A 21,995-nucleotide genomic window follows, 5' to 3' on the forward strand; every position below is an offset into this window, starting at 1 on the left:
CCTATGTTGCCGGCGGGCGGTATCAGTCCAGGCCATCTGCTTCTCCTATCGTCTCGACAACGACGGTGAATCACAACCTACTGATATCGCTCAACCACTTTCCGCTCGGGCTCTAAGCTCGCCACCCGCCGCCGCGATGATTCAACCGCCCGCCCGAACGGCTAGCCTATCGCCACCCGCGCCGAGCCCCCGGCGCCGAGGAGACGGCATGTTGGATTCCACCACCCCCACGCGCTCGCCCGCCACAGATCGGCCGCTGAACATCACCACGCTCCCCCATAATGTGCCAAGTTGCGCGCCAATGAAGCCACGTCGTTTCGTCCGACGAAAAATGTTGGTGTTTGGCCGTTCGTCTATCGCGATAGCTGCCCGCCAAAGAAAAACCGCTCCAACATCGCCGATCGAGCCGCCCCCCCGTCGGTCGTCAAAAGGGATCGATTACTGTGGCCCGCCAAGTAAAAATCGGCGCGAGGACTTGCCGGCCGGCCCCGCCGCTCATTGCACCCAACGACAACGTGATTCAAACCGCGCGCCGTTCCGCTAGAGACAGCATCCACACCGCCGACCGTGTCGGCCCGTTCTTTCTCATCGTTGGAAAAGCAGATGCCTTCCGGAAGCCCGGTGAGCGCGCACTTGCGTCCCTGGCACGACCCGTCATGCAATCTCGGCCGCACGCCACGATCCCAACCCACCAATCCCGATAGCATCCCGCCCCGCATCGGCGTATATTAGGGCCATGACGGCCTCTTTCAGAGCGCGCACCAGCCTGCTCATCGCCTTGGCACTGGCCTGCGCGGGGCTCGGCAACGCGCCGCCCGGCGTCGCACAAAGCCCACCGCCCACGCCGAACCGGCCCGCCAACCCCACGCCCACCCTGCCACCCTTGCCCCCGGCCGTGATCGACAACGCCCTCACGGTCGGCGGCGCGGACATTGCCGCGCGCAAGGTCGAGAGCCGCATGACGGTGGCGGTCACGATCGAGGGGCACGGCCCCTATCGCTTCGTGGTCGACAGCGGCGCCGACACCTCGGTGGTCGGCACCAATATCGCGCGCGCGCTGGGGCTGGCGGCGACCGAGCCCGCCCGGCTGCACGGCATGACGGCGAGCGCGCTGGTCGGTCGCGTCGCCGTCGCCGCGCTGCGGGTCGGTGACAGCACGATCAGCGACCTGCAACTGCCCGTGCTGCGCGAGGACGATCTCGGCGGGCAGGGCATGATCGGCATCGACGCGCTGGTCGAACAACGGCTGATGATGGATTTCGACAAGCACCTCATCACGATCGAGGACGCCCGCCGGCCCGCGCCCCCCTCCTATGGCGACATCGTCGTCGTCGCGCGACGGCGGCGCGGCCAGCTCATCCTCACCCAGGCCAGCGCGAACGGCCGGGCGGTCGACGCCGTCATCGACACCGGTTCCGAAATCACCATCGGCAACCTCGCCTTGCGCCACAAGCTGTTCGGCAAGCGCGGCCCGACCCTCGCGACGGTCGAGGGGATCGGCGTCACCGGCGACCCGTTGACGCTGCAACTGGCCCGGCTCGACGAGCTGCGCATCGGGCCGATCCTGCTGCGCGACGTGGTCATCGCCTTTGCCGATGTGCCGCCCTTTGCCGCATTCGGGCTGAACGATCGTCCCGCGCTGTTTCTCGGGACGGACCTGATGGAGAATTTCCGCCGCGTCTCGCTCGACTTCCGCGCGCGAAAGGTGCGCTTCCAGCTCAAGCGGTGCCAGACGACGGGTTTCTCGCTGCGCACCTTTGCCACCGCGTCGCGCTTGTCGTCGCCCGACGCCGCCGCCAACGCCTGTGCACGGTGATGCGGTTCGGTCCCCGGGGGTCGATTTCGATGATGGCGGCACGACAATAATATCGGGTCTCGCGGATCGGCATCTGGCCCCCTTCAATGACGCGGACTCGCCGCCGCCGTCGCCGGCGCGCTCGCAGCCAGCGCCACGGCCGCCAGGCCGAGCCAGTTCCTCTTCATATAATGCCCCCATGCTCCCCTTCACGGTTCATTGTGGCCCGGCTCCGTCGCTGGCAATCGCCCAGCGCGTTGTTCGGGCACGGAAAGTCCGCCGGGAGCGTCGCGACGCCGGTTCGCCAAATGCACCAAGTCCGCCCTGTGCCACGTGCAATGGCCCCTGACGACAACCCGCCATCGCCGCGCGTCCCATCCCGGGCATCCTCGACCTTGCCACGCTTGCGCCCGCGCGGTCGTTGCGCGCTGTTTCTCGTTGTCGATGTTGGATGTCGGGTCCGCTGTTACGGGGCCTGTTATCCGCTGTTCGCGACCCTGTTCCGTGGGCTGTTCCACCGCTGTTCCGCGGCTACTCCGCGGCTGCTCCGCGGCTGATACCGGACGCGCGACGCCTTCAGCCAAGACTTTGATGATACGATGAAAAACCCGAGAATCGGCGCGGATTTTCGCGCCAAAGAAAAATCTATTGCCGCCGGAACAGCGGAAACGACAAAGATCTGTTGGACGATTCCGGCGGGCGTTGCGCGATTGCGACGCGGCTGCACCGCAAACCATCGCAGCCCGTGCACCCTTAACCTCAATCAGCCCAAAATAGCGCCCGCGCCATGGCGCCATTCCGGCGCCCGGGCGTTTCAGTTGCTCACCCCAGCAAGGAGCGACCCGATGACCGAGACCAGCCATGACATCCGCACCCTCAACGGCCTGATCGCCACCACGCTCGACAGCGTCGAAGGCTATGCCGAGGCCGCCAGGAACGTCCAGAACAGTCGCTTCGGCCAGCTGTTCACCGCGCGCGCGACCGAGCGCCGCCAGGTCGTCAGCGCACTACAGGGCGAGGTATCGCGGCTCGGTGGCGATCCCGAGGACGACGGCACGATCCTCGCCGGCGCGCACCGCGCCTTTCTCGGCCTCAAGGCCGCCGTCACCGGCCAGGACGACAAGGCGATCGTCAACGAGGTCGAGCGCGGCGAGGATCACATCAAGGCCAAGTTCGAGGACGCGCTCAAGGACACCGACCTGTCCCCCGCGACCAAGGCAGCGATCCAGACCGCTTATGGTTCGGTCCGCGCCGGCCATGACGAGATGCGCGACCTCAAGCACACGCTCGAAGCCACCAACTAGGCGACGCGCGGCGGCGCGGGGCACGGCCCCGCGCCGCCGGTTGCCCACCCACGTCCGCCGATTGATCCCCCCGCTGCCCCCGGTCTATGTACCTGGCCGGGGGGGAACGCGGACATGATCTCAGCCGATTTCAATACACCGAGCGGTCGCCGCGCGTTGCTTGGCTATCTCGCGGTCTGGGGGCTCGCCAGCGCCTATCTCGCGCTACGCGGCGCCGACTGGGTCTTCCCGCTCATCTCGCTCGTCATCTTCGGCATCGCGCTGTCGGCGGTCGCCTTCGCGCTCACCCGCCGCATCGCGGTCCCGGCGCTCGTCATCGCCCATCCGCGCCGCGAGGCGCTCGCCATGATCGGCTATGTCGCGCTCTACGCCACCGCGTTCGTCGGCTGGGGGCTCGGCGCGGTCAAGGCGGCGCTGCCCGCCGGGCCGGCGCACGAACTGGTCGTGCTCGGCTACAAGCTGCTCATCCATATCGTGCTGCCCGCTGCGCTGATCGTCACGCTCGGCGGCCTTGTCCGTCCGCTGCTGCGCGGCGTCGTCGGCGGGGCGCGCTGGTGGGTCGCGCTGCTCGTGATGTGCGGCATCCTGATCGGGCTGCTCGCGCTGGTCAGCCCGTCGCTCGGACAGATCGCCGCCTTCCACCTCTCGCTCCCCGCAGCATTGGGGTGGTTCGTCGCGTCATGGCTGTGGATATCGGTCGAGGCCGGGTTGTGCGAGGAGTTCCTGTTCCGCGCGCTGCTCCAGTCGCGGCTCTCGGCCTGGCTGCGCTCGCCCGTCGCCGCCATCGCCATCGCCGCGCTCGTCTTCGCGCTGGCGCACTGGCCCGGCCTCTATTGGCGCGGCGGCCCCGATGTCGATGGCTGGTCGACCGACCCGCTGCAGGTCGCCGCCTTCACCATTGCCACGCTGTCGCCGATCGCGGTGATGATGGGCGTGCTGTGGGAACGCACGCGCAGCCTGTTGCTCGTCGCGCTCGTCCATGGCGCGATCGACGCGCTGCCCAATGTCGCGGCGATGATCCACACCTGGCTCTGAACCGACCGGCGCCGCCGCCGGCTCTCGGTCAGCCCAGCGAAGGTTCAGTTGTTCCACCCGTCGCGATTGGGCGCCTGCCAGCGGGCCGGTCGGACCCAGCCGCTGCCGCGCGGCGCCCAATTGGCCTCGACCGTGCCGACGCGGCGCAGCGCATCGCGCACCGCCGCCTCGCGGCATGACGGCACCAGCGACGCGCTGTTGTCGTTCTCGCCGAGCCGGTCGCACAAATAGCGCGCCGTCAGGTCGATGCGGTGGCGCAGTTCGCGCCGGTCGCCGGCATAGCGCAGGTCGAGATCGGCATAGCTCACCCGCTGCGACAGCGCGTCGAGATCCTCGCGCGTCCGGCCCCAGCGGCCCTCGACCACGATATCCTCCGGCGTGTCGGCATAGTAACTCGGGTCGTTGCGATAGTCCTGCGCCTGCGCCGGCAATGCGGCGGCCGCGCCGGCCAGCGTGACGCCCGCCAGAAACGCGCGGACCATCGGCGATAATCGTGATGTGCTCATGACAGCTACTCCTGGTTCAGGCGCCGCCTGGCGGGGCGCCATCGAACCCCCGCAGCGCCATCAACCCCGCTGGGGCCAGGACGTTCCCTTCTTCCCCCCTCCCGCCGGGAGGGGTCAGGGGAGGGGAGGGCAGGGTGTGCCGGTCGCAACATCAGCGATCGAGCCACTGCCCTTCCAAGAGCGCTACCTCACGCCGCGGGCGCTGCCGCCGCTTCCACCTTGTCCTGCGTCTTCGTCGCGAAGTCGCCCGCGTCGTGCCGCTCGCGCAGCTGGCTCGATGGCTCGCCCATCACGCGATTGACCATCCGCCCGCGCTGCACCGCCGGCCGCGCCGCGATCGCCTCGGCCCAGCGCAGCACATTCTTATACTCCTGCACCTGCAGGAACTCGCCGGCGTCATAGGCCAGGCCCTTCACCAGCGCGCCATACCATGGCCACACCGCGATATCGGCGATCGTGTAGGTGTCGCCGGCGAGATAGGCATTGTCGGCCAGCCGCCGGTCGAGCACGTCGAGCTGGCGCTTCACCTCCATCGCGAAGCGGTCGATGGCATATTCGATCTTGAACGGCGCATAGGCATAGAAATGGCCGAAGCCGCCGCCGAGGAACGGCGCGCTGCCCATCTGCCAGAACAGCCAGGACAGCGCCTCGGTGCGCGTCGCAGGGTCGCTCGGCAGGAATTCGCCGAATTTCTCGGCGAGGTAGAGCAGCATCGCGCCGGATTCGAACAGCCGCTGCGGTTCGGGCCCGCTGCGGTCCATCAGCGCCGGGATCTTCGAATTGGGGTTGATCGCGACGAAACCGCTGCCGAACTGGTCGCCCTCGCCGATATTGATCAGCCAAGCGTCATATTCGGCGCCGGTGTGACCCAGCTCGAGCAGTTCCTCGAACATGATCGTCACCTTCACCCCGTTGGGCGTGCCGAGCGAATAGAGCTGGAAGGGATGCTGGCCGACCGGCAGCTCCTTGTCATGCGTCGCGCCGGCGACAGGGCGGTTGATCGCGGCGAAGCGGCCGCCATTCGTCTTGTTCCAGGTCCACACCTTGGGCGGGGTATAGTCGGTCGCGTCGGTCATGCGCTTTTGCTCCGGGGTTGGAAGTGCTGGCGCTCAGTTAGGAAGCCGCCGCGCCGATTGCGATACGCCACCGCAACGAACGCGACGGATCGAGCGGCGGCGCTACCGCTTCGCGTCGATTCCGAACGCCCGCGCCGCCTTCTCGCCGATCGACACGCCCTCGGTCTGCTGGATCCGCGCGCCGATATGGTCGAGATAATGGTCGGCGCCCGGCACCACCTGCAGCGTATAGCGGGCGCCCGAGGCAGTCATCACCGCCTGCGCCTGCGCTTCGGACTTGAACGCCACCCGCGCCAGCCCCTTGCTGCCCTTGCCCCCGGCGATCGGCACATTGACGTCGTCGGCGCCGTGGATCGCCAGCACGCTCAGCCCCTTGGCCGAAGGGCAATGCGTCGTTTCGAGGTTAAGCGGCCCGGAGATCGCCACGGCGCCCGCGAACACCCGCGTCTCGCAGATCATCCGCTGCGCCATCATCGCGCCGTTCGAATGGCCGACGGCAAACACCCTGCTGCGATCGACGCCGTACTTGTCCGCCAGATAGCCCACCGCACGGCCGATATAGGCCACGTCGTCGGTGCCGTTCTGCCCCGGCTGGCCGCAGCACCCGCCGCCGGCGTTCCAGCCGAGGAACTTCGCGCCGAGGAAGCGCGTCACCGGCGTGCCGTTGAGATAGGCGACCACGAAGCCATCCTTGTCCGCCACCGCATCCAGGTTGAGCCCGCTCTCGGCCTGCTGCCCGGCGATGCGGTCGGCATTGCCCATCCCGCCATGCAGCACGATCACCAGCGCCCGCTTGCCCGAGGCGGGAAGCGACGTCGGCACATGCACGATCATTGCCCGCCCGCCATAGCTGTCGGTCAGGTCGCCGGCCGGCGCGGCGAGCGCAGGGGACAGCGCCAGCGATGCGGCGGCGAGGGCGAGGATCGGAGCGGGCAGGCGGGTCATCGACATCTCCTTACAAGCTTATCGGGCGCGCGGCTCCAGCGCCGCGTCGCGGCACCCGGCCGGCTTGCGCACCGGATTGCAGCGCGCCGTGCCGCCACCCGGCAAGGTCACATGGTAACCGCCGGCGAAGCGCGGGTCGGGCCACAGATAGTCGGTCGAGACATATTGCGCGCCGCTCGACAGCGCCGCTTCGCGGCGGCGTGCGTCGTTGGTCCGTGCTTCGCGGGTATCGGCATCGGCGCGGGTGCGCACCAGATAGCCCGCCGCGACGTCGCGCGCGATCCGCTGCCCCTCGGCGATCGGATCGTTGAGCGTCAGATAGGCGGCGGCGGGCGAGTCCTCGTCGGTGTTGATGAAGAACACCCGCCCCTCCAGCGAGCGGCGCTGCCCGCGATAGGCGGCGACCTTGTCCGGCGTCTCGTCGAGCACGAACAGGAAGCGCCCGCGCGCCTTGGCGAGCGTTGGCCAGTGATCGGCGCGCACCGCGTCGCGGAGCGTCGGATAGCGGCCCTGCACCTCGTCGGGGGTGATGATGCTGCCCGCCGGCATCGCCGCGCGAATCTCGGCATCGAGCGCATCCCAGGCCGTGGCGTCGAAGCGCAGCGCGTCGATCCCGCCGCGCGCGGCATATTGCTCGTCCTTGGCGTTGAACAGCAGCATGATCGGCACATGGCGCGGGTGGCGCGCGGACCAGCGCGCGATGATGCCGAGGCACTCGGACAGCAGCACGCAGCTGCTGGCATTGTCGATCCCGGCGATGTGCAGCACCTTGAAGCCGGGCTGCTTCAGCTTCGGGTCGGTCGACCCCCTTGTATAGTGCCCGCCAACCGGATCGTAGTTGACGTCGATCTCGAGCTGCCGCGCGCCCGCGTCGAGCTGCTCGGTCAGCGGGCGGTGCGCATAGTCGAGCGATTCGGCGATCGGCACGCTCATCGCGCGCAGCTTGACCATCGTCTCGGCGGGCATCGCCTGCTTGTAGCTGTTGTGCGTGCCGATCGCGCTGATGTCGTTCGACCTGAGTGGCGCCCGTTTGGGGCTCGCCATTGCCAGCGGCGCGGCCAGCGCGAGCAGGGCAAGGCCAGCCGCCAGCCTCATGCCCCGACCTCGGCCACCGACCCCGCGATCGTGATGACCGTCGCGCCCGCACTCTCGAGCACCGCGAGAAGCGCCCACAGCGCCTCGGCCTCGGCGGTGCCGAAGTCGATAGTGATGATGCCGGGCCGCACGATCACCGAATGCACCGCCTCGGCCGGGGCCGGATCGGGGGCGCGGCGTTCCTCCTCGGGGTCGAACCAGCGCTCGAACCATGCCTCCAGCGCGGCCTCGGGCGGCATCAGCAGGTCGTGGCGGATCGCGACGTCGTTCCAGAAGAGCTGTTCGAAGGTCGCCTTGGCGCCGCCGAATTCGATCGTGAAGGGCTCGAACGCGACGAAGCGGCCGGGGTAGAACTCCTTGATCTCGGGCCGTTCGCCCTGACGGACATAGTCGATGCGGTAACGCCGGCCAAACACGCCACTCGCCTCGCTCAGCGGCAGCACGACCTCGCCGGCGCCGGGCGCGCCATCGTCGCGCATCGACTCGATAAAGCTGCGGAACTGCACGAGATACTGATCCCGCACCCGCTCGACGAACTGACCTGCATCCATCGCGCCACGCTGGCGCGGGCCGCGCCCGCTGGCAAGCGAAACGTCGTGGCGCGGCATGGACTCGTTACCGACCGGCGCACTATCCTGAACCTGCCGCAATCGGTGGGGGGTAAGGGTCAGGGTATGAAGGTCGATTACCGGATCGGTGCCCTTGCCGTGGCGCTCGCCGCGCTGGCTCTTCCCGGTGGCGCCAGCGCCGCGAGCTTCGATTGCGCGCGCGCGGCCAGCCCGATCGAGAAACGCATCTGCGCCGATGCCCAGCTGTCGCGCGAGGACGAGGTGCTGGCCGCCGGCTATGCCCGCGCGCTCGCCGCCGCGCCGCTGCCCTTCGCGGTGCGTGAGGAACAGCGTAGCTGGATCGGCGAGGTCCGCGATAAGGCGGCGACCAATGCTGAGCTCCATGCCGCGCTCGTCGCTCGTGCCACCGAGCTGGCGACGCAGGCTGCCGCCGACACTGCGGCGGCGCGCCCGGTGCCGCTCGCGACGATCGCCACGCGCTGCACCGCGCCGCGTTCCGACAGCGGCGCGTGCCGCGTCGAGGCCTCGGGCCGCTTCCCCGCCGCGCGCTTCGCCTGGCAACGCCGCAGCTATCAGGATGGCGACTCCCATACCGGCTCGGGGGTCACGGTCTATGCCGTCGAGGGCGCCAGCGCGCGGCCGATCGTGTGGCATGACGAGGAATATGCCTGGTTCGACGATCCCGCGTTGATCACGACGCCGGCGGGGCAGTTGCTCGATCTCGCGGGGCATCTCGACGGCACCGGCAACGGTTCGGTCGAGGCGATCCTCGCCGCCGACGGGCAGGTCTGGCACCAGCTCGACATGACGGGGATCCAGCGCGGGCTCGAAGCGCATGTTCCGCGCGACCGCGCGATCTGGAAGGGCATCTATCCAGACTGGCCGCACATGACAGTCGACAGTCCCCTGTGGAAAGGCACGGACGGCAATTGCTGCCCGACCGGCGGGACGGTCCATGCCACGTTGAAGCGCGTCGGCCAGCGCATCCTCGTCGACCGCGCGACGTACGACCCCAAGCCGCTGGCCGATTAGGTCGCGATGCTGGCCCGCACGCTGCGTCATCCGCATCTCGTCGCGGCGCTGCGCTGGGAAGGCGGCGGCGAGCCGCTCGATGCGCGCGCCATCGCCATCGCCGCGCTCGGCATGGCGGTGCCGGCGCTGGGTGGGCTGGCACTTGGCAGGCCGGATCTCGGCTTCACCATCGGCCTTGGGGCGATGCTGCTCGCGGGTGGTCCCGCGCCGGCGGGCACGGCGAGTGAAACGCCATCGCCGGCCAGCGCGATCATCCCGGCGACATTGGCGGTGGTCCTCGCCACGCTCATTGCCGGCAGGCCCTGGACCGACGCGGCGATGATCGCGCTCGCCGGTGGTGCGGCGGCCATCAGCGGGTACAGCCGACCGATCGGCGTCGCGGCGATCCGCTTCATCGTCTATCTTGTGCTCAGCGTCAGCCTGATCGATGCCGCGACCGACCATCGCGGTGCCGTGGCGCTGGTCTTCGGCCTCGGCGCGCTGTGGAACGTCGCCATCCGGCTGCTGCTGGCCCGGCGCCGGCCGGCGACGTCACCCGTTGCGGCCACACGCATCGTCACGCCGGCGCAGCGTGGCGCGCATTGGCGACGCACGATGCGGACGTTGGCCGGCTGGCAGTTCCCGATCCGGCTCGTGCTTGGCCTCGCCATCGCCAGCGTGCTGCGCCAGCTTTGGCCGGCGCATCATTATGGCTGGATCGTGCTGACCGTCGCGCTGCTCACCCAGCGACCGCGCGAGGCGCTGCCGGTCAAGACCATCCAGCGCGCCGCCGGCACCGCGGCCGGCGTCGCGCTGACCTGGGCTATCCTCATGGCGATCGTCGCGCCGGCCGGGCTGGCGCTGATGATCTGCGTGCTCGCCACCGGGGCAGCGCTGGCGCGGCCGCGCAACTATCTCGCTTATGCGGTGCTCGCGACCCCGGTCATCCTGCTCGTGCTCGATCTCGGCAAGCCGCTCGTGCCTGCCTTGCTCGTCGATCGACTGGTCGCGACGCTGATCGCAGCGGCGATCGTGGTGGCGGCAAACCTGTTGCTCGCCCGCTGGATGCCCCGCGAGGCTGCTACCGGGTGACACCGTCGTGGCGCCGAGACTTGAGCCGGGTTGCAAGTGTATTAATGATATAATACACGGCGCCGCGAATCGAGGTTAAAGAGGAAAGGGGGGCCCACTATGGCAACCAACATACAGGCACGGCTCGCCGCCGAGCGCCGCTTCTATTCGTCGATGGCGCTCTTCATGATCGCTGTCGTCGTGATCGGCTTTGCGCCGAGTTTCTATCTGCGCGGCATCGTCCATTCGCCGCGGCCCAATCCGAGCTTGCCACCCGCGATCATGTTCCACGGCGTGATGTTCTCGCTATGGATGATCATCTTCTGGGCGCAGACCGCGCTGGTCGCCGCCGGGCAGCGCACGACGCATATGCGGCTCGGCGTGGCGGGAATGATCTTCGCCGCGTTGCTCGTGCCGGTGATGTACATGACCGCTATCGGCCAGGTCGTGCGCGCCAACCAGCCGCCCTTCGCCACGCCGCTCGGCTGGACGATCGTGCCGCTGGCGCCGATCCCGGTCTATGTCGCGCTCGTCGCGCTTGGCTGGTACCACCGCCGCAATGCGCAGGCGCACAAGCGCCTGATGCTCGGCGCCTCGCTGCTGATGATGGACCCCGCGATCGGTCTCCTGCCGATCGTGCCACCGATGTTGGGCGGCTTCGCGTTTCTCGGCCTGCTCAGCTGGCTGACTTTCGCGCCGCTGTTCTGGTGGGACTTCCGTACGCTCGGCAAGCTGCACTGGGCGACGCGGCTCGGCGCCGGGCTGTTCGGTGGCGCGTTGATCCTGCGCCTGTTGCTGATCCCCAATCAAGGCTGGGCGGCGATCGCCGCGCACCTGCCCGGCGTCTGACCGGCGGCGCCGGGCGGTCATCGGACTCGCCTTGGCGTCGGCTTTCGGCTAGGCAGACGGAGCTTCAGTCGCACATCGACGGTCTTCGGCGCTTCGCGGCTCCCTGCTCCTTCTTTCCCTGCTTCTCGGCCTCGCGGCGGCCCGGCAGTCGGTCCGCCCCGGAACGGAAGGACTACTCCAATGACCATCGGCACCGTAAAATTCTTCAACGCCGACAAGGGCTATGGCTTTATCTCGCCTGACGATGGCGGCACCGACGCCTTCGTCCACATCACCGCCGTCGAGCGCGCCGGCATGCATACGCTCGATCGCGACCAGAAGGTCGAGTACGAGCTCGAGACCGGCAAGAACGGCAAGGTTTCGGCCGTCAATCTCCAGTCGGTCGGCTGATCGAACATGTCGCGCCCGCCGGTCGGCGGGCGCGACGCCACCGCTTTCCTGTCGCGTGGCGCCGATCGGTTATCCGATCGGATGCGACTCTCCGACGCAACCTTTGCCTCACTCAAGCATTACACTCCCGTCACGTTCAGGGAGCCATGAATATGCGTATCGCAATGCTCGGCGCGCTTGCCGCCGCAACACTCGTCGCCGGTTGCGACACCTATGACAATGGTCGCCCCGGCTATGCTGGCGGCTATGGCCAGTATGACTATAACCGCCCCGACCCGAGCTATAACGGCTATTATGCCGACAAATATTATCGCGACGGCCCGCGCTATCGCAACCGCCGGCTGAGCCAGAATGACCGCGTCTATGTCGGTCAGGACGGCCGCTATTATTGCCGCCGCAACGACGGCACAACCGGCCTGATCGTCGGCGGCATCGCTGGCGGCATCCTCGGCAGCATCATCGCTCCCGGCGGTTCGGAAACGCTTGGCGCGCTGCTCGGCGCCGCTGGCGGCGCGGTTGCCGGTCGTTCGATCGATCGCAACAATGTGAGCTGCCGCTAAGCGGTGAAATGGCAAGCGCCGGCCCCTATCAAGGGGCCGGCGCTTGCTGCTCATTTCGGGCGGGCGTTACACGACGTTACTTCCCGGGACGCAGGCTTTGCTCTAGGTTTCATCGTACAGTGGATTGACCGCAAAAGGAGCAGGCGCATGAGCATTTTCGGCATGATCAAGGACGCGATCTTCGGCGCGCCCACCCCGGCCCCGGCGCCCGTCCCCGAAGCTGCGCCTGCCGAAGTCGCTGCGCCCGCCCCGGTCGCGGAAGCGGCGCCGGCCGCTCCCGTCGATGTCGATGCCAAGATCGAGGCATTGTGGGAGATGAACGGCAAGCCGAACCTCAACTACAAGACCTCGATCGTCGACTTGATGAAGCTGCTCGGCATGGATTCAAGCCTCGACAACCGCAAGACGCTGGCGACCGAGCTCGGCTATACCGGCGCGCTCGACGGTTCGGCGGAAATGAACATCTGGCTGCACAAGGCCGTGATGGATCAGCTCAAGAGCTGATCCCTTCCGCCGCCAGCCGCCGCCGCGCCCGCGCGGCGGCGAGGCGCATCCATAACGGGATCGTGAGCAGCGCCATCTCGCTGAAGCGCGCATCGATAACCGACAGGATCAACGCGCAGGCCGCGCCGAGCGTCACGCCCCAACCGCGCGATCGGGTCAACAGCACGGTTTCGCGGTCGGCATGGTGCGCCACCACCGGCGCCGACGTGGCGATTCTCACCAGCCGCATGTTGAGGAGGCCGGTGACGACCAGCACGAAGTTGTACAAGGCGGTGGGCACCACCTCGCCGAGATATTCGGCCATGAAAGCGGTGGTGAAGGGCATGAAGGCGATCGCGCATAGCAGCGCGAGATTGGGTCCGATCAGCGCCGGCGAATAATGGCCCGACAGCGCGAAGGCGCGGTGATGCCCGGCCCAGAAGGCGGCGATCACCCAGAAGGACACGAAGAAGCCGAAGAAGTTCGGCGCCATGTGCAACAGCGCGTTGATGAAGGCGATATTGCCGCCGGCATGGTCGACATGCGGCGGGCGCAGCTCGATCACCAGCAGGGTGATGGCGATCGCGAACACCGCGTCCGAGAAGAACACCAGCCGTTCGAGCGCGTGGTCGGAGCGGTCCTGAGCCGATCCATGGTTTCGCGACGTCATCCGATCCCCCCGATTGATCGCGCCTTATTCCGCATCGTCGCACCGCGGCGCAAGGGCGCCGCCTTGCCGCCCGCCAATCGGTCACCCATATCGCCGCCATGAGCGCTAACAATGACCTGGTGTGGCACGGCACCACGATACTCTCCGTGCGCAAGAACGGCCGCGTGGTCATCGCCGGCGACGGCCAGGTGACGCAGGGCCAGACGGTAATGAAGCCCAACGCCAAGAAGGTGCGGCGGCTCGGTGACGGATCTGTCATCGCCGGTTTCGCCGGCGCGACGGCCGATGCCTTCACGCTGTTCGAGCGGCTCGAGCGCAAGCTCGAACAGCATCGCGGCGCGCTGCTGCGCGCGGCGGTCGAACTGGCCAAGGACTGGCGGACGGACAAATATCTCCGCAACCTCGAGGCGATGATGATCGTCGCCGACAAGGATGTGACGCTGATCCTGACCGGCAATGGCGATGTGCTGGAGCCAGAGGCCGGCGTCGCGGCGATCGGCTCGGGCGGCAATTTCGCGCTCGCCGCGGCGCGCGCGCTGGTCGATTATGAGGAAGATGCCGAGACGATCTGCCGCAAGGCGATGAAGATCGCCGCCGATGTCTGCGTCTACACCAACGAACGCCTGACCGTGGAAACGCTCGACAGCGCGACGTGACCGCTTTCTCCCCTCCCGCTTGCGGGAGGGGCCGGGGGTGGGCTCCCGCTCACCTCCACCGCACCGTTCGCGGATAGCGCGAGCCCACCCCCAACCCCTCCCGCAAGCGGGAGGGGAGCAAGATAGAAACCATGAACAACGACAGCCTTACCCCTAAAGCCATTGTCCGCGCACTCGACGCGCACATCATCGGCCAGACCGACGCCAAGAAGGCGGTGGCGGTTGCGCTGCGCAATCGCTGGCGGCGCCAGCGGCTCGGCGCGGATCTGCGCGACGAGGTTTCGCCGAAGAACATCCTGATGATCGGCCCGACGGGGTGCGGCAAGACCGAGATCAGCCGGCGCTTGGCCAAGCTCGCCGATGCGCCGTTCATCAAGGTCGAGGCGACCAAGTTCACCGAGGTCGGTTATGTCGGCCGCGACGTCGAGCAGATCGCGCGCGACCTGGTCGAGGAAGCGGTGCGGCTGGAGAAGGAGCGCCGCCGCGTCGCGGTCAAGGACAAGGCCGAGGAAGCCGCGATGGCGCGGCTGCTCGATGCGCTGACCGGCAAGGGCGCGAGCGAGGCGACGCGCGAGGCCTTCCGCCAGCGTTTCCGCGACGGCCATCTCGACAGCACCGAAATCGAGATCGAGCTCGAAGCCCAACCCAGCATGCCGTTCGAGATCCCCGGCGGCGGCGCGCAGATGATCAATCTCAGCGAGATGATGGGCAAGGCGTTCGGTGGTGGCGGACAACTCAAGCGCCGCAAGCTCACCGTGCCGGCGGCGTGGGAAAAGCTGGTCGATGAGGAAGCCGACAAGCGGCTCGACCAGGACGAGGTCAGCCGCGCCGCGCTCGCCGATGCCGAGGCCAATGGCATCGTGTTTCTCGACGAAATCGACAAGATCGCCGTCAGCGACGTGCGCGGCGGTTCTGTCAGCCGTGAAGGCGTGCAGCGCGACCTGCTGCCGCTGATCGAAGGCACGACGGTCGCGACCAAATATGGCCCGATGAAGACCGACCATATCCTGTTCATCGCCTCGGGCGCCTTCCATGTCGCCAAGCCGAGCGACCTGCTGCCCGAGTTGCAGGGCCGCCTGCCGATCCGCGTCGAATTGAAGGCGCTGACCGAGGAGGATTTCGTTGCGATCCTCAGCGACACCAAGGCCTCGCTGCCGCAGCAATACAAGGCGCTGATCGGCACCGAGGGCGTGACGATCGACTTCACTGAAGACGGCATCGCCGCCGTCGCGCGGATCGCCGCGCAGGTGAATGGCGAGATCGAGAATATCGGCGCTAGGCGGCTGCAGACGGTGATGGAGAAGCTGCTCGAAGAGGTCAGCTTCGAAGCCGAGGACCGCAGCGGTCAGACGCTGACGATCGACGCGGCCTATGTGGAGTCGCAGTTGCAGACGATCGCGCGGAACACCGATCTCAGCCGGTATGTGTTGTAAGCTCTTTTCCCCCTCCCAGTAAGGGAGGGGCAAGGGGTGGGTGTCGCGGCGAGCGGGGCTCGATGCCCCGGTCGGCGCGTTGCGCGGAGCGATCCGCTACGCGGACCGCACCCACCCCCAACCCCTCCCTGAAAGGGAGGGGCGTTAGAGCAACGCCAGCAGCGCGTAGGTCGCGAGCCAGTGCGTGCCCATATAGTCGTCGGCGATGTGTGGCAGGCTGGCGGCGATGTGGTCGGCGAAGGCGCGCTCGGCGCGCGGTGCGATCGGGTGGTCGCTTCCCAGCGCTGCAGCAATACCGCGCCAGCACCAGGCGCGGCTGAGATTCAGGCCATCGAGATGCGCGATCTTGCCGTCGCTGCGATCCGACACGGTGGCGGGGACGAACAGCGTCTCGGGCTGGCCGTTGGCAAGCTCGGGCAGGAAGGCGTCGAACCAGTCCGCGAAGGCGTCGGGTGCAAGCAGGCGGCTCATCAGCAGCGCCTCGGTCAGCGCCGGCGAGAGGAATTCGTCGCCGCCGGGTTCCCATGCCTGGCAGGCGCGATCGGCGCCGAACCAGTCGCGCGCGCTGGAGGCGATCAGCACGGCGAGATCCGGGTCGCGGTCGCGCGCCCAGTCGTGCGCCAGCACCATCGCGAAGGCGATGTTGAAATGCGTCCCGACGCGCATTGGATAGGTCAGCCGGGGCAGGAAGTCGCGGAAGCGCGCGGCGAAGGCGCGGGCGAGCGGTTCGAGCGCGGTGCCCCAGGGCGCGTCGTGGCGCGCCGTCTCGCCGTGGAGCGCGAGCAGCCACGCCCAGCCGTAGGGCCGCACGAATCCGGCCGTGCCCGGCCGCGCGAGATAAGCGAGCTCGCCGGCGACCTTGTCTGGGACCAGCATCCTGTCGGCCTCGGCGCGGATTGCGTCGGCAGCAGGGGATGCGGGGTAAAGCCGCAACAGCGTCAGCAGCTGCCACCAGCCATGGACGCAGCTGTGCCAGTCGAAGCTGCCATGGAAGATCGGATGCAGCACGCGCGGCGGCGCGGCATCTTCGTCACCGTTCAGCACATGGTCGAGCTTGAACGGATATTGCTGCCCGATATGGCTCAGCGTGAGGGTCGCGAACCGTGTCGCGGTGGCTTCGTCAAGTCGCGTCATCGCAGCACCGCCCAGAGCAGGAGAATGTTGAAGCCGAGCAGCGCCAGCGCGGTCGGGATTTGCGCCTTGATCACCGCGTTGCGGTCCTTGAGATCGAGCAGCGCCGCCGGCACGAGATTGAAGTTGGCGGCCATCGGCGTCATCAGCGTGCCGCAGAAGCCGGCGAGCATGCCGATCGCCGCGATCCGCGCCGGATCGCCGTGATGCGCGCCGATCAGTAGCGGCAGGGCGATCGCCGCCGCCATCACCGGAAAGGCGGCAAAGGCGTTGCCCATCGCCATGGTGAACAGCGCCATGCCGAGGCAATAGACCAGCACCGCGCCGAACAGGCTGTCGCCGGGGATGAGATGGCCGACCAGGCCGCCCACGGCATTGCCGACCCCGGCGAGCGCGAACACCGCGCCGAGGCTGGCGAGCATTTGCGGCAGGATCGCGGCCCAGCCGATATCGTCCATCAGCCGCCGTCCTTCCGCGAAGGGCGTGACGGGGGATGGCCGCAGCCAGGCAAGGCAGATGACGAGCGCGATGATCACGCCGAGCGCCAGCGCGACGAGTGTCGCCTGCTTCGGATCGACCAGACCGGGCAGTTGCTTGAAGGCCAGTGTGCCGATCAGCGCGGTGGCGGGGATGACCAGTGCCGGCACGAACAGGCCATTGCCGCGTGGCGTTGGCCGGTCGGCGCTCGGCGCGCTCTTGCGCAGCGCGCCGCTGCCGCCGAGGACGACGAGCGCCAGTACCAGCACCCCGTTGCCGATGTCGCCGATCAGGTCGCCGGCGAAGAAGCTCAGCGCGATCAGCGCGTAAAAGGCGGCGCTGCCAAGGCGCCGGTCACGCAGCGCGAGCAGCGCGAAGCTGGCGAAGGTCAGGCCGGCGACCGGATAGACGAGGTTGAGCCCGATCACTTCGCCGCCTTTCGCGTCGTGCGGTCGAACAGCAGCAGCCTCGTGCCGTGGATCAGCAGCGCGGCGATCGCGGTCGGGATCGCCCAGACCGAGAGCTGGAGCGGCTCGAGCCGGATGCCATAGCCTTCGAGCACGCCCTTCATCAGCAGGATCGAGCCGATCGCGATGAAGATGTCCTCGCCGAAGAACAGCCCGATATTGTCGGTCGCGGCGGTCAGCGCGCGGATGCGTTCGCCATGTTCGGGGCTCGAACCTTCGGGCGCTGCGGCCTCGGCCATCGGCGCGATCAGCGGGCGGACGGTCTGCGGGTGGCCGGCGATCGAGGTCAGGCCGAGCGCGGCGGTGACCTGACGAAAGATCAGATAACCGAGCAGCAGCCGCCCGGTGGTCGCGCCGCGCAGCCGCGTGATCAGCTCACGCGCGCGGCGTTGCAGGCCATAGCGTTCGAGAATGCCGATCACCGGCAGCACGATATAGACCACGGTGACGAAGCGGCTGTCGTTGAACGCCTTGCCGAACGCGGCGAGGATGTGGAGCGGATCGATCCCGGCGCACAGCCCGGTCACCAGCGCCGAAGCGGCGACGACGATCAGCGGATTGAAGCGCAGCAGGAAACCGGCGGCGATGACGGCGATGCCGAGCAGGACGAGCATCTAGCGCGAGGTCCTTGTTTCATGGCCTGCCCTCACCCTTCCGGCGCTACGCGCCTCCCTCCCTCTCCCATTGGGAGAGGGAAAGAGCGGCGAAGCCGCGAAAGGGTGAGGGCAGTCGCTCATTTCGTTCCCCCATATCCCCCGCCGCCCGGTGTCGCGATGACAAACACGTCGCCCGGCTGCATCTCGACCGAGGCTGTCGCCGCCAGGTGCTCGACCTTCCCGTCGACCCGCTCGACGCGGTTCTCGCCGACCGCGCCGTCGCTGCCGCCAGCGAGCCCGAACGGCGCGACGCGTCGGCGGTTGGACAATATCCCGGCATGCATCGCGCGGCGGAAGCGCACCCGGCGCAGCCCGCCATCGCCGCCGACATGCGCGCCGACGCCGCCCGAGCCGTGGCGGATCGCGAAGCATTCCAGCAGCACGGGGAAGCGCGCCTCCAGCACTTCCGGGTCGGTCAGCCGGCTGTTGGTCATGTGCGTCTGCACCACCGCCGTACCGTCGAAATCGGGCCCGGCGCCCGACCCGCCGGCGATCGTCTCATAATATTGGTTGTCGGCATCGCCGAAGGTGAAGTTGTTCATCGTGCCCTGCGACGCCGCCATCGCGCCGAGCGCGCCGAACAAGGTGTCGGTGACGACCTGGCTGGTCTCGACATTGCCCGCGACGACCGCGGCGGGAAAGCGCGGCCGCAGCATCGTCCCCTCGGGCACGATGATCGTCACCGGGCGCAGGAAACCGTCGTTGAGCGGGATATCGGCATCGATCAGCGTGCGCAGGACATAGAGCACCGCCGCGCGCACCACCGCGAAGGGCGCGTTGAAATTGTTCGGCCGCTGCGGACTGGTGCCGGTGAAATCGACCGTCGCGATACGCGCCGCGCGATCGACGGTGACCGCGACGCGGACCACTGCGCCGTCGTCCATTTCATAGGCGAAACTGCCGTCGGGCAGGTCGGCGAGCAGGGTGCGCACCGCCGCCTCGGCATGTTGCTGGACATGCTCCATATAGGCGCTGACCGTGGCGAGGCCGTAGTCGCTCGCCATTGCGCGCAGCCCTTCAGCGCCGCGCGCGCAGGCGGCGACCTGCGCGGCGAGGTCGGCGAGATTCTGCTCCACATTGCGCGCCGGCCAGTCCCCGCTGGCGAACAAGTCGCGCAGCTCGTCGCGCAGGAAGCGCCCGGCATCGACCACCAGCACATTGTCGATCAGCACGCCCTCCTCGCGGATGTCGCTGCTGCCGGGGGGCATCGAGCCGGGGCTGATCCCGCCGACATCGGCATGATGGCCGCGCGCCGCGACGAAGAAGGCGAGGGTGGCGTCGCCCCCAACCGCTGCTGACTCGAACACCGGCATGATCACCGTGATGTCGGGCAGATGCGTGCCGCCGCGATACGGCGCGTTGAGCGCATAGACGTCGCCCGGCAGCATGCCGCGCCCGTCGGCGCCGCCACCGCGCGCGTCGATCACCGTGCGGATGCTCTCGCCCATCGAGCCGAGATGGACCGGGATGTGCGGCGCATTGGCGATGAGGTTGCCGTGGCGATCGAACAGCGCGCAGGAGAAATCGAGCCGCTCGCGGATGTTGACCGAGGCCGCGCTGCGCTGGAGCGCGGCGCCCATTTCCTCGGCCAGCCCCATGAACATGCCGGCGAAGATCTCGAGCCGCACCGGATCGGCCGCGCCGGTTTCGCGCAGCACGGTGTCGCGCGGCGCGTGGCGGCTCATGACGATCGCGCCGTCAGCGTCGATCACCGCGGTCCAGCCGGGCTCGACCACGGTGGTCGAGACGGTATCGATGATCAGCGCCGGTCCTGCGACGCTGCTCCCCGGCGGCAGCCCGGCGCGGTCGTGCAGCGGCGCGCGGTGCGGCGCGCCGGCGAGGTACAGGTCGACCGTCGCGACCGGCGGCGCGGTCTCGGTCGGCAGCGGGATGACCGGCGCCATGTCGATCGCGCCGCCGGCGATCGCCTCCACCCGCACTGCCTCGATCACCAGCGCATCGTCGCCGAGAAAGCCGAAGCGCTGGCGGAAGCCCGCCTCGAACGCGGCGCGCATCGCCGCGGGCGTGTCCAGCGTCACATCGACCGTCGCGTCGGTGCGGGCATAGCGTAGCGCGACCAGCGTCTCGCTGCGGATGGCGTCGGCGGCGACGCCCTGCGCGACGAGTCCGGCGCGCGCCTCAAGGTCCAGCGCCGCGACGGTAGCCGCAAGCGCGTCCTGCGCTTCGAGCGCGAGCGCGACGCTCGCCGCGCGCAGCACGCGGCGCTCGGCCAGGCCCATGCCATAGGCCGAAAGCACGCCGGCGAGCGGATGGATCATCACCCGGTCCATGCCCAGCGCATCGGCGACGAGGCAGGCATGCTGCCCGCCGGCACCGCCGAAAGAGGCGAGCACATAGCGCGCCGGATCATGTCCGCGCGCCACCGAGATCGCCTTGATCGCGCGCGCCATATTGGCCACCGCAATCGCGATCAGCCCTTCGGCGGCGGCGGAGCGTTCAAGCCACGCGCCGGTCGCGGCGGCGGCCGCGTCGATCAGCGCATCGAGCCGTGCCGTCGCGGCGGCGCCATCGAGCGGCTGGTCCCCGCCGGGGCCGAACAGGCGCGGGAAATGCTCGGGCTGGATCTTGCCGAGCACGAGGTTGCAGTCGGTGACGGTCAGCGGCCCGCCACGCCGGTAACAGGCCGGCCCCGGCACCGCGCCGGCCGATTCCGGGCCGACGACGAAACGCCCGCGCTCGAAGCGGCAGATCGAGCCGCCCCCCGCCGCGACGGTGTCGATGCGCATCATCGGCGTGTTGACGCGCACGCCGGCGATGCTCGCGTCGCTGTGCCGCTCGAAGCGCCCGGCGAAGAGCGAGATGTCGGTCGAGGTGCCGCCCATGTCGAAACCGATGACATGGTCGAAGCCGGCGCGGGCAGCGGTGCGCGCCATGCCGACGATCCCGCCGGCCGGGCCCGAGAGCAGCGCGTCCTTGCCGTGGAAATGCGCCGCATCGGCCAGCCCGCCATGCGATTGCATGAACAGCGGATGCTGCCCGACGCCGAGCGCGGCTTCGAGGCCGGCGACATAACGCCGCAGCACCGGCGAGAGATAGGCGTCGACGACGCTGGTGTCGCCGCGCGCGATCAACCGGTTGAGCGGCGCGACGCGGTGGCTGACCGAGATCTGGGTGAAGCCGATCCGCGTGGCGATTTCGGCCAGGGCTTCCTCATGGTCGGAGTAGCGATAGCCATGCACCAGCACGATCGCGATGGCGCGCAGGCCTTTGTCGTACGCGGCGCGCAGGCCCGCCTCGGCGGCGGTGTGGTCGAGCAGGATCGTGACCGCGCCCTCGATATCGACGCGCTCGTCGATCTCGACCACCTCGGCATGGAGCGGCGGCGGTAGCACGATATGGCGCGCGAAGATGTCGGGACGATGCTGGTACCCGATGCGCAGCGCATCGCCGAAACCGCGCGTGATCGCGAGCAGCGTCGGTTCGCCGGTGCGTTCGAGCAAAGCGTTGGTGGCGATCGTCGTGCCGATGCGGATATCGGCCGGCGGCAGCGGCCCGGCGGCGATCCCGGTCAGCCGGCGGATCGCCGCGACGGCGGCATCGTCATAATGTTCGGGGTCGACCGACAGCAGCTTGACCACCGTCGCGGTGCCATCGGGCGCGCGCGCGACGACATCGGTGAAGGTGCCGCCGCGATCGATCCAGAAATGCCAGAGGGGGGTTTTGTCAGGGGTCGTCACCCGGCGCTTCTAGCCAGCCGGTTGCCCCGCGTCTCGTGTGATGTGCGCTGTAGTCGTGTCAGGAAGATCGAGGCGTTCAACCCCCGTTCGCCCTGAGCTTGTCGAAGGGCTGCCCTTC

Annotated in this window: 21 protein-coding genes; 11 read left to right on the forward strand and 10 right to left on the reverse strand. The window is 68.5% G+C overall.

Annotated features, from left to right (window positions below; translation table 11 throughout):
* Positions 1–736: 736 nt before the first annotated feature.
* From U1839_RS24350 to U1839_RS24360, 3 genes are all read left to right on the forward strand, one after another.
* Positions 737–1,816: an aspartyl protease family protein gene (locus U1839_RS24350; protein ID WP_332806156.1), complete on the forward strand. Its 1,080-nt coding sequence runs from the start codon at positions 737–739 to the stop codon at positions 1,814–1,816.
* Positions 1,817–2,640: 824 nt separating this feature from the next.
* On the forward strand, positions 2,641–3,099 hold the full coding sequence (locus U1839_RS24355; protein ID WP_332806157.1) for a PA2169 family four-helix-bundle protein: 459 nt from the start codon (positions 2,641–2,643) through the stop codon (positions 3,097–3,099).
* Between the two features lie 114 nt (positions 3,100–3,213).
* The gene (locus U1839_RS24360; RefSeq protein ID WP_332806158.1) at positions 3,214–4,134 is read left to right on the forward strand and encodes a CPBP family glutamic-type intramembrane protease; all 921 of its coding nucleotides are present in this window, start codon (positions 3,214–3,216) and stop codon (positions 4,132–4,134) included.
* Between the two features lie 44 nt (positions 4,135–4,178).
* Here U1839_RS24360 and U1839_RS24365 read toward each other — a convergent pair whose 3' ends face one another.
* The 5 genes from U1839_RS24365 to U1839_RS24385 form a co-directional block, all read right to left on the reverse strand.
* Positions 4,179–4,640, reverse strand: coding sequence for a UrcA family protein (locus tag U1839_RS24365; protein WP_332806159.1), 462 nt, complete (start codon positions 4,638–4,640; stop codon positions 4,179–4,181).
* 188 nt (positions 4,641–4,828) lie between these two features.
* Positions 4,829–5,716, reverse strand: coding sequence for a glutathione-dependent disulfide-bond oxidoreductase (gene yghU / locus U1839_RS24370; protein WP_332806160.1), 888 nt, complete (start codon positions 5,714–5,716; stop codon positions 4,829–4,831).
* 102 nt (positions 5,717–5,818) lie between these two features.
* Positions 5,819–6,661: a CE1 family esterase gene (locus U1839_RS24375; RefSeq protein WP_332806161.1), complete on the reverse strand. Its 843-nt coding sequence runs from the start codon at positions 6,659–6,661 to the stop codon at positions 5,819–5,821.
* A gap of 18 nt (positions 6,662–6,679) precedes the next feature.
* Complete coding sequence (locus tag U1839_RS24380) at positions 6,680–7,756, reverse strand: Ca2+-dependent phosphoinositide-specific phospholipase C (protein WP_332806162.1); 1,077 nt, start codon at positions 7,754–7,756, stop codon at positions 6,680–6,682.
* Positions 7,753–8,307, reverse strand: coding sequence for a hypothetical protein (locus tag U1839_RS24385; protein ID WP_332806163.1), 555 nt, complete (start codon positions 8,305–8,307; stop codon positions 7,753–7,755). Before U1839_RS24385 ends, U1839_RS24380 begins: the two co-directional genes overlap by 4 nt.
* A gap of 45 nt (positions 8,308–8,352) precedes the next feature.
* On the opposite strand from U1839_RS24385, the gene U1839_RS24390 reads away from it, so the two are divergent.
* The 6 genes from U1839_RS24390 (at position 8,353) to U1839_RS24415 (ending at position 12,710) form a co-directional block, all read left to right on the forward strand.
* Positions 8,353–9,357, forward strand: a complete 1,005-nt coding sequence (locus tag U1839_RS24390) for a lysozyme inhibitor LprI family protein (protein WP_332806164.1) — start codon at positions 8,353–8,355, stop codon at positions 9,355–9,357.
* A gap of 6 nt (positions 9,358–9,363) precedes the next feature.
* Positions 9,364–10,428: an FUSC family protein gene (locus tag U1839_RS24395; protein WP_332806165.1), complete on the forward strand. Its 1,065-nt coding sequence runs from the start codon at positions 9,364–9,366 to the stop codon at positions 10,426–10,428.
* A 99-nt stretch (positions 10,429–10,527) separates the two neighbouring features.
* Entirely contained in the window at positions 10,528–11,256 is a 729-nt protein-coding gene (locus tag U1839_RS24400) for a hypothetical protein (protein WP_332806166.1), read from the forward strand.
* A 180-nt stretch (positions 11,257–11,436) separates the two neighbouring features.
* Complete coding sequence (locus U1839_RS24405; protein ID WP_281129682.1) at positions 11,437–11,646, forward strand: cold-shock protein; 210 nt, start codon at positions 11,437–11,439, stop codon at positions 11,644–11,646.
* A 152-nt stretch (positions 11,647–11,798) separates the two neighbouring features.
* A complete protein-coding gene (locus U1839_RS24410; RefSeq protein ID WP_332806167.1) occupies positions 11,799–12,206 on the forward strand; it encodes a glycine zipper 2TM domain-containing protein in 408 nt (135 codons plus the stop codon).
* A 147-nt stretch (positions 12,207–12,353) separates the two neighbouring features.
* Positions 12,354–12,710, forward strand: coding sequence for a DUF3597 domain-containing protein (locus tag U1839_RS24415; protein WP_332806168.1), 357 nt, complete (start codon positions 12,354–12,356; stop codon positions 12,708–12,710).
* Here U1839_RS24415 and U1839_RS24420 read toward each other — a convergent pair.
* The gene (locus tag U1839_RS24420; RefSeq protein ID WP_332806169.1) at positions 12,700–13,359 is read right to left on the reverse strand and encodes a TMEM175 family protein; all 660 of its coding nucleotides are present in this window, start codon (positions 13,357–13,359) and stop codon (positions 12,700–12,702) included. The two genes, U1839_RS24415 and U1839_RS24420, sit on opposite strands and share 11 nt — an antisense overlap.
* A gap of 98 nt (positions 13,360–13,457) precedes the next feature.
* Between U1839_RS24420 and hslV the strand changes: the two genes are divergently transcribed.
* Entirely contained in the window at positions 13,458–14,015 is a 558-nt protein-coding gene (gene hslV, locus U1839_RS24425) for an ATP-dependent protease subunit HslV (RefSeq protein WP_332806170.1), read from the forward strand.
* A 131-nt stretch (positions 14,016–14,146) separates the two neighbouring features.
* Entirely contained in the window at positions 14,147–15,448 is a 1,302-nt protein-coding gene (hslU, locus tag U1839_RS24430; RefSeq protein WP_332806171.1) for an ATP-dependent protease ATPase subunit HslU, read from the forward strand.
* A 144-nt stretch (positions 15,449–15,592) separates the two neighbouring features.
* Here the strand turns inward: hslU and U1839_RS24435 are convergent, their stop codons facing one another.
* The 4 genes from U1839_RS24435 to U1839_RS24450 all read right to left on the reverse strand — a co-directional run bounded on the left by U1839_RS24435 (position 15,593) and on the right by U1839_RS24450 (position 21,877).
* On the reverse strand, positions 15,593–16,582 hold the full coding sequence (locus U1839_RS24435) for a DUF2891 domain-containing protein (protein WP_332806172.1): 990 nt from the start codon (positions 16,580–16,582) through the stop codon (positions 15,593–15,595).
* Entirely contained in the window at positions 16,579–17,484 is a 906-nt protein-coding gene (locus U1839_RS24440; protein ID WP_332806173.1) for a DUF979 domain-containing protein, read from the reverse strand. The genes U1839_RS24435 and U1839_RS24440 overlap by 4 nt, the downstream gene beginning before the upstream one ends.
* The gene (locus tag U1839_RS24445) at positions 17,481–18,137 is read right to left on the reverse strand and encodes a DUF969 domain-containing protein (protein ID WP_332806174.1); all 657 of its coding nucleotides are present in this window, start codon (positions 18,135–18,137) and stop codon (positions 17,481–17,483) included. The genes U1839_RS24440 and U1839_RS24445 overlap by 4 nt, the downstream gene beginning before the upstream one ends.
* Positions 18,138–18,256: 119 nt before the next feature.
* Entirely contained in the window at positions 18,257–21,877 is a 3,621-nt protein-coding gene (locus U1839_RS24450) for a hydantoinase B/oxoprolinase family protein (RefSeq protein WP_332806175.1), read from the reverse strand.
* Positions 21,878–21,995 lie beyond the last annotated feature (118 nt).

It is taken from the genome of Parasphingomonas halimpatiens (genome assembly GCF_036663795.1).
In the GTDB taxonomy this organism is placed as follows: Bacteria; Pseudomonadota; Alphaproteobacteria; order Sphingomonadales; family Sphingomonadaceae; genus Sphingomonas.

Excerpts from the sequence above, each read along its gene's own strand:
- U1839_RS24410 (WP_332806167.1), top strand. The coding sequence starts at position 11,799 with ATGCGTATCGCAATGCTCGGCGCGCTTGCCGCCGCAACACTCGTCGCC.
- U1839_RS24400 (WP_332806166.1), top strand. The coding sequence starts at position 10,528 with ATGGCAACCAACATACAGGCACGGCTCGCCGCCGAGCGCCGCTTCTAT.
- yghU (WP_332806160.1), bottom strand. The coding sequence starts at position 5,716 with ATGACCGACGCGACCGACTATACCCCGCCCAAGGTGTGGACCTGGAAC.
- U1839_RS24385 (WP_332806163.1), bottom strand. The coding sequence starts at position 8,307 with ATGGATGCAGGTCAGTTCGTCGAGCGGGTGCGGGATCAGTATCTCGTG.
- U1839_RS24435 (WP_332806172.1), bottom strand. The coding sequence starts at position 16,582 with ATGACGCGACTTGACGAAGCCACCGCGACACGGTTCGCGACCCTCACG.
- U1839_RS24395 (WP_332806165.1), top strand. The coding sequence starts at position 9,364 with ATGCTGGCCCGCACGCTGCGTCATCCGCATCTCGTCGCGGCGCTGCGC.
- U1839_RS24355 (WP_332806157.1), top strand. The coding sequence starts at position 2,641 with ATGACCGAGACCAGCCATGACATCCGCACCCTCAACGGCCTGATCGCC.
- U1839_RS24365 (WP_332806159.1), bottom strand. The coding sequence starts at position 4,640 with ATGAGCACATCACGATTATCGCCGATGGTCCGCGCGTTTCTGGCGGGC.
- hslV (WP_332806170.1), top strand. The coding sequence starts at position 13,458 with ATGAGCGCTAACAATGACCTGGTGTGGCACGGCACCACGATACTCTCC.
- U1839_RS24415 (WP_332806168.1), top strand. The coding sequence starts at position 12,354 with ATGAGCATTTTCGGCATGATCAAGGACGCGATCTTCGGCGCGCCCACC.
- U1839_RS24445 (WP_332806174.1), bottom strand. The coding sequence starts at position 18,137 with ATGCTCGTCCTGCTCGGCATCGCCGTCATCGCCGCCGGTTTCCTGCTG.
- hslU (WP_332806171.1), top strand. The coding sequence starts at position 14,147 with ATGAACAACGACAGCCTTACCCCTAAAGCCATTGTCCGCGCACTCGAC.
- U1839_RS24375 (WP_332806161.1), bottom strand. The coding sequence starts at position 6,661 with ATGACCCGCCTGCCCGCTCCGATCCTCGCCCTCGCCGCCGCATCGCTG.
- U1839_RS24350 (WP_332806156.1), top strand. The coding sequence starts at position 737 with ATGACGGCCTCTTTCAGAGCGCGCACCAGCCTGCTCATCGCCTTGGCA.
- U1839_RS24380 (WP_332806162.1), bottom strand. The coding sequence starts at position 7,756 with ATGAGGCTGGCGGCTGGCCTTGCCCTGCTCGCGCTGGCCGCGCCGCTG.
- U1839_RS24405 (WP_281129682.1), top strand. The coding sequence starts at position 11,437 with ATGACCATCGGCACCGTAAAATTCTTCAACGCCGACAAGGGCTATGGC.
- U1839_RS24420 (WP_332806169.1), bottom strand. The coding sequence starts at position 13,359 with ATGACGTCGCGAAACCATGGATCGGCTCAGGACCGCTCCGACCACGCG.
- U1839_RS24360 (WP_332806158.1), top strand. The coding sequence starts at position 3,214 with ATGATCTCAGCCGATTTCAATACACCGAGCGGTCGCCGCGCGTTGCTT.